The 4,997-nt window shown below is 59.2% G+C and carries 10 protein-coding genes, 1 tRNA gene and 1 pseudogene; 2 read left to right on the forward strand and 10 right to left on the reverse strand.

What is annotated here, in order from left to right; genetic code table 11:
- Positions 1-208: 208 nt before the first annotated feature.
- Complete coding sequence (locus AC13EK_RS04130) at positions 209-646, forward strand: cupin domain-containing protein (protein WP_069338733.1); 438 nt, start codon at positions 209-211, stop codon at positions 644-646.
- 173 nt (positions 647-819) lie between these two features.
- Here AC13EK_RS04130 and AC13EK_RS04135 read toward each other — a convergent pair whose 3' ends face one another.
- Together AC13EK_RS04135 and AC13EK_RS04140 are read right to left on the reverse strand one after the other, a co-directional pair.
- On the reverse strand, positions 820-1,125 hold the full coding sequence (locus tag AC13EK_RS04135; protein WP_139150130.1) for a hypothetical protein: 306 nt from the start codon (positions 1,123-1,125) through the stop codon (positions 820-822).
- A gap of 34 nt (positions 1,126-1,159) precedes the next feature.
- A tRNA-Thr gene (locus tag AC13EK_RS04140) sits at positions 1,160-1,236 on the reverse strand.
- 178 nt (positions 1,237-1,414) lie between these two features.
- On the opposite strand from AC13EK_RS04140, the gene AC13EK_RS04145 reads away from it, so the two are divergent.
- Positions 1,415-2,743 (forward strand): tyrosine-type recombinase/integrase, encoded by a 1,329-nt coding sequence (locus AC13EK_RS04145; protein WP_069338734.1) that lies wholly within the window; start codon positions 1,415-1,417, stop codon positions 2,741-2,743.
- On the opposite strand, the gene AC13EK_RS04150 is transcribed toward AC13EK_RS04145, so the two are convergent.
- From AC13EK_RS04150 to AC13EK_RS04185, 8 genes and pseudogenes are all read right to left on the reverse strand, one after another.
- The gene (locus AC13EK_RS04150; protein WP_081331813.1) at positions 2,727-2,906 is read right to left on the reverse strand and encodes a helix-turn-helix transcriptional regulator; all 180 of its coding nucleotides are present in this window, start codon (positions 2,904-2,906) and stop codon (positions 2,727-2,729) included. The two genes, AC13EK_RS04145 and AC13EK_RS04150, sit on opposite strands and share 17 nt — an antisense overlap.
- A gap of 115 nt (positions 2,907-3,021) precedes the next feature.
- On the reverse strand, positions 3,022-3,336 hold the full coding sequence (locus AC13EK_RS04155; RefSeq protein WP_069338735.1) for a hypothetical protein: 315 nt from the start codon (positions 3,334-3,336) through the stop codon (positions 3,022-3,024).
- The gene (locus tag AC13EK_RS04160) at positions 3,333-3,665 is read right to left on the reverse strand and encodes a hypothetical protein (protein ID WP_069338736.1); all 333 of its coding nucleotides are present in this window, start codon (positions 3,663-3,665) and stop codon (positions 3,333-3,335) included. Before AC13EK_RS04160 ends, AC13EK_RS04155 begins: the two co-directional genes overlap by 4 nt.
- Positions 3,662-3,862 carry a hypothetical protein gene (locus tag AC13EK_RS04165; RefSeq protein ID WP_069338737.1) on the reverse strand — a complete coding sequence of 67 codons (201 nt, stop codon included), beginning with the start codon at positions 3,860-3,862 and terminating at the stop codon, positions 3,662-3,664. The genes AC13EK_RS04160 and AC13EK_RS04165 overlap by 4 nt, the downstream gene beginning before the upstream one ends.
- Positions 3,859-4,071 carry a hypothetical protein gene (locus tag AC13EK_RS04170; RefSeq protein WP_069338738.1) on the reverse strand — a complete coding sequence of 71 codons (213 nt, stop codon included), beginning with the start codon at positions 4,069-4,071 and terminating at the stop codon, positions 3,859-3,861. The genes AC13EK_RS04165 and AC13EK_RS04170 overlap by 4 nt, the downstream gene beginning before the upstream one ends.
- Positions 4,068-4,337, reverse strand: coding sequence for a hypothetical protein (locus AC13EK_RS04175; protein WP_017501256.1), 270 nt, complete (start codon positions 4,335-4,337; stop codon positions 4,068-4,070). The genes AC13EK_RS04170 and AC13EK_RS04175 overlap by 4 nt, the downstream gene beginning before the upstream one ends.
- Before the next feature lie 13 nt (positions 4,338-4,350).
- A complete protein-coding gene (locus AC13EK_RS04180; RefSeq protein ID WP_017501257.1) occupies positions 4,351-4,755 on the reverse strand; it encodes an HNH endonuclease signature motif containing protein in 405 nt (134 codons plus the stop codon).
- A gap of 118 nt (positions 4,756-4,873) precedes the next feature.
- A pseudogene (locus AC13EK_RS04185) lies at positions 4,874-4,997 on the reverse strand (IS5/IS1182 family transposase); the annotation flags it as partial.

The following is a 4,997-nucleotide window of genomic DNA, read 5'->3' on the forward strand; positions in this document are numbered from 1 at the left end:
GCTGCGTCCGGGATCGCTGATCTTCCCCAAACAGTGCGGCTCAATCTTCGCCCATTGGGCGTCGGTCAGTACAAAGCGATCCATCCGCAGTGTGAATCACATCTGCTGGTAAATGGGAATCCTAAATCCCCACAGGCCTTAGGTTGCATGAACCTCTGACAACGGCATAAGTTTTTGTTTCAGCGGAAATTAAATTTGAGGTGAAGCGATGAACGCAGGCGACGGGCAGGATGCGGCCGGACTGATCCGGGCGCTCGACCTGGCTCCGCATCCCGAAGGCGGCTGGTATCGCGAAACCTGGCGGGCACAGGCGGCTGCGGGCCAGAGAGCGGCCGGCACGGCGGTCCTGTTCCTGCTGGAGGCGCATCAGCGATCGCACTGGCATCGGGTCGATGCCGACGAGATGTGGTTCTGGCATGCGGGGGCACCGATCATCCTGGGCATTGCTCCGCCGCAGGGGCCGGCGGTCGATCATCACCTCGGCCCGGATATCGCCGCGGGACAGATGCCGCAGCGCCTGGTCCCGGCGCATCATTGGCAGGCGGCGCGGCCGGTCGGCGGATGGGCGCTCGTCAGTTGCACGGTCACGCCGGGTTTCGACTTTGCCGGCTTCACGCTGGCACCGCCCGATTGGATGCCCTCGTGAAGCGCACGGATTTCCGCCGATTTTCAGACTTATCCAAAGTTATCCACAGATTTGTGGCGTGGCCTGTCTTCAAACTGTCGGAATCCGCTTTGTCCGACTCGCTGATCGTGACAGCATCCTCCTATCGGGACAGTCGGTAAGGAGCGATCCAAAGCCGGAAAATCCAAGAGAAATCAAGGATTTTTTGCCCTGATGATCCGTTGGGAGCTGCCATGCGCGAGGATGGCAGGGACGATCGGATCCAAGCCTTTCAGAATGATGCCGGGTACGCGCGAAAGTGAACGTCGGGCTTCGGATGAAAGGTCAGCAAGGGTGAACAGACCTTCGGGCTCGTTCTCCCGCGCGAGGATGCGGAAACGCATCACATCGCCGGACCGGAAGGCGCAACCCGCGAGGGCATGTGGCCGAAAGGAACCGACGTTAGTGGGGGCCGGCAGCGATGTCGGCCCCCATTTTGTTTCCGGGATGCCGAGTGCCATCGAGTGCGCATGAGCGCACTGTTCAAGAGTCCGTTGGTGCCGGCTGAGGGGATCGAACCCCCGACCTTCGGTTTACAAAACCGAAAAGCCTTGTTCTCGGTGAAACCGAGCGAAACTGCCTAGAACTAGAAAAGCATATAAAATACAACGATCTATTACACGCACTTTGTTTCACGTCGAACCAAGCGGTTTTGCGCTGTTTCGACAAAAGTTTCCCCCAAGTTTCCCCCGGATTTGTGTTGCTCTGGATTCTGACCTTCGGTATCGGGGGAAACATTCGGAGGGAAGTATGGCAGCGAAAAAGGCATTCACCGACCGTTGGGTCGAGGCAGTCAAGGCGACCGATAAGCGGCAGGAAATTTCAGACCCTGGCTGTCGCGGCCTTTATCTGATCGTGCAGCCTGCGCCTGGCGGGAAAAAGTCGTGGGCTTGGCGCGGGAAGGCGAAAGGGGCTTCGGCGGTCCAGAAGAAGACGCTGGGATCGTATCCCGCGCACAGCTTGGCAGAAGCGCGTGATTGGGCCGACAAGCTGACTGCTGCGCGCGAAGCTGGGATCGATCTCGACGCGGTTCGACGGGAAGAGGAGGCAAAGGCGGCGGCGGCGGCCGCTGCGGCTTCTGATCGCGCCAGCCGGACGCTCGATTGGTTTTGGACGATATACGAGCCGCGCTTTATCGACGTGCTGGACGACGCAGCCAATTCGCGGGGAATGTGGCGGAACGACATACAGCCTGCGCTGGGCGGCCTCGTAATGGCCGACATCAGGCACGAAGATGTCGAACGCATGGTCGAAAAAGTGCGCCAGCGCGCGCCGGTCAGGGCCAATCGCGTTCTTTCGATGACGAAGACGATCTTCAAACGCGCATTGAGCTATTACCGCAGCCAAACGCTGATGACGACCAATCCGGCCGAATATGTCATGGCGCCGACCAAAGAAGTCTCGCGCGATCGGGTGCTTCGCCGCGACGAATTTGGAATCGTCCTACGCGTCATAGACGAAATGATCGACAGCCAGGAATTCTACGGACCCTATGCGAGGAGTTTACGCCTGATCGTTGCCACAGGCGTTCGTCGAGATGAAGCAGCAGAAGCGCCTTGGCATGAATTCGATCTTGATGGGGGAAGCTGGCTCATCCCTGGCGAGCGAACGAAAAATGGCCTGCCGCTCTTACTCGATTTGACGCCGAACATGCTGGAATATTTGAGCGGATTGAAAGCACCTAACCGCAGCGAATATGTCTTCAATTCGGTGTCGAAGCCGACAGTGCCGATGTCGGGATTTAGCAAGGCGAAAGACGTAGTTTTCGGACGCACGGTCGAAATTGCAACGGCGGAGGGGGTTCGGCTGGAGAATTGGACGGCGCATGATTTGCGGCGCACCGTTGCCACCATGATGAACGACCTGGCGGACGAGGACGGTAACCCGCTGATCCAACCGGCCATCGTGGAAGCGACGCTGAACCACATCAGTGGCGTCAAATCAGACGTGGCAGGCGTCTATAACCGGGCGGCCTACAGGGCACAGAAGAAGCGCGCGCTACTGGTCTGGGAAGCCGAACTGGACGCGATCCGACAGGAAAGCGTCCAGCGAGCCGAAGCAATCAAGCAGGCGGCCTAGAGGTCTGCCAGGCGGTGATATCGCTGGCGAGATAGCCAATCCTGTTTTTGGTCAACTGTCGGGGTGGGGGGAATTCTCCCGCCCGTCGCATGCGGAAAATAGTAGTGCGCGACAAGCCGGTCAGACGGATGGCTTCGGCCTGGGACAGGTAGTAGTCAGACATGGTGTTAGATGGTTTCAAACTGTTGAAGCCTGATCATAGCCGGGGCACCGCGTTTCGCCGATAAATCAATTAAATCGACAGATTTTCGGATTGGCGCTACCGTCGTCGCGCCCCGTCATTCCGGGCGTTCGACCGGCCGTATCTGGCCAGCAGTCACCCGCACCGTCGTCGTCGGAAATTCCACCTCCAGCGATCCGTCACCATAGACGGAGACGATCGCTCCGACAGTTCCGGCCGGGACGGTTCGCCTGACGGTCCCGGTCGGGGTGCCCCAATCTTCGGTGATCGGTTCGACAAGGGTGACGACATCGAGGTCGGTCAGAGCCGTCATCACCCGATCGTCGGGCCAGGCCGTCACGTCCACCGTTTCAACCAGGCCACGATCGGCAGCGTCCGCAAGGGCTATCAGGCGGGCCAGACGGTCGGTCACTCCGGCTGTCCTCCCCACCGCAGGCGGAAGAGAATTTCATCTTCGGCCCGACCGAACTGGAAGACGAGCGGATACATCTCGAAATCGGGGCTGATCAATCGGCACCAGATGCCCGCCTGACGACACCATATGCGCATGTCGTCGGGAACACCAAAAGTCTCGTCACTCCGGACGATGAACGGCTTTGAAATCATCCGCTCGAATTCAGCCTTTTGCTCAACCGTGGGCGACAGTATTCCTTTCATGGCTTCGCTAAGGCGGATCGTGGACAGCCCGAACCCGAAAATCGCCAGTATGGCGGGGGATGGTTGGACGGATTTGCCGGTCATCCCTTCACCTCCAGTTTCGGGGTCAGCACGGCCTGGCCGATCGACGACAGGATGCTTTCCAGATCATGGTGCATCGCCTGCTGGTCGGGACCGTCCGGGTCGAGCATTGACAGCAGCCGGTCCAGCTTGGTTTCGACGCGGTCGAGTTTGGTCTCGATGGTGATCAGACGGTGGGTGATGGTTCGGTCGATGGTCATGCCGCGCCCCCCTTGGTCAGCCAATCGAAGACAGTCGGCGCGACACCGGCCAGCAATATCATCGACCCGGCGCTGCCGAAGTGACGGCCCCAGCGGCGCAGCCATGTCCGATCCGGGTGGTCGATGTGGCTGTCGAGCAGGTGGAAGCCGACGATGAACGAGAGACCGGCGACGAACGTCACGGCCTGGTGGATGGCTTCGTGGGTCATGCCGCGCCCTCCCGGACCATATCCTGGTGGACCTGCACGAAGTGACCAAGGGCACGGCGATGCGGTGACGCTTGCAGAACCAGGCGGCCGTCGATGACCTGGACGGTCGAATAGATGGCGGCGTCGAGGTCAGGTCCGATGCGCTTCGAAGCGCGGGCGATGAAATCGCCGATGTTTTCGATGTCATAATCAAAGCAGAATTCCTCGGCGAATTCGGTGACGATCGACGGGAAATCGAGAAGGGTGGAAAGGTCGAATGTGATCACGGGTGTGGAACTCTCAATGCAGGGTGGTCGGGGTGGTGGCGGCACGGCGTTCGGCGGCGTGGCGGCGCTTATCGGCGGAATTTTCGCGGGGCGTGGCCCACCGCAAATTGTCCAGGCGATTGTCGGCGCGACGACCATTCCAGTGCGCGGCCTGTGCGCCTTCGAAGGGCGGAAGGCTGTCGTGCGCCATCAAGACGAGGCGATGGACATACATGTGACGGGCCTTGCCGTTGTCGTCGATCAGGACGATCTGCCGGTAGCCTTTGCCGCTGTCGTAGTCGGCCATGATCGCGCCGGAAGCGGTAGCGATGCGGCCCTGGTCGGAAACGCGGTAGCGGGTGAAGCCAGGGATCGATTTGAAGGTTTCGGTGGAAGTGGTCGGCCGGTTTGCCTGGCCGAATGCAGTAACGGTAATCATAATCAAAAGCACCAAAATGATTGATACTTTTATTTATCATTGAGAATTTCTGGTTATATTTGGACTTAATTTCGAAATGTGATATAAGGGGAAGGTCTTTAAGAGTCCGTTTGGAAAATCAGGGATGAGCGTTTCGGCGTAGTAGGTTTCCACCCATGGCGACGAGGATCATCGCCTGTGAGACGTCGATGCGCTTTTCGTAGTCGCGGACCAGACGGCGCCATCGGGTCATCCATCCGAAG

This window comes from Sphingobium sp. L-44, assembly GCF_056859495.1.

Coding starts and splice junctions, on each gene's coding strand:
- AC13EK_RS04165 (WP_069338737.1), bottom strand. CDS start 3,862: ATGACCATCGACCGAACCATCACCCACCGTCTGATCACCATCGAGACC.
- AC13EK_RS04160 (WP_069338736.1), bottom strand. CDS start 3,665: ATGACCGGCAAATCCGTCCAACCATCCCCCGCCATACTGGCGATTTTC.
- AC13EK_RS04150 (WP_081331813.1), bottom strand. CDS start 2,906: ATGTCTGACTACTACCTGTCCCAGGCCGAAGCCATCCGTCTGACCGGC.
- AC13EK_RS04145 (WP_069338734.1), top strand. CDS start 1,415: ATGGCAGCGAAAAAGGCATTCACCGACCGTTGGGTCGAGGCAGTCAAG.
- AC13EK_RS04135 (WP_139150130.1), bottom strand. CDS start 1,125: ATGGCACTCGGCATCCCGGAAACAAAATGGGGGCCGACATCGCTGCCG.
- AC13EK_RS04180 (WP_017501257.1), bottom strand. CDS start 4,755: ATGATTACCGTTACTGCATTCGGCCAGGCAAACCGGCCGACCACTTCC.
- AC13EK_RS04130 (WP_069338733.1), top strand. CDS start 209: ATGAACGCAGGCGACGGGCAGGATGCGGCCGGACTGATCCGGGCGCTC.
- AC13EK_RS04170 (WP_069338738.1), bottom strand. CDS start 4,071: ATGACCCACGAAGCCATCCACCAGGCCGTGACGTTCGTCGCCGGTCTC.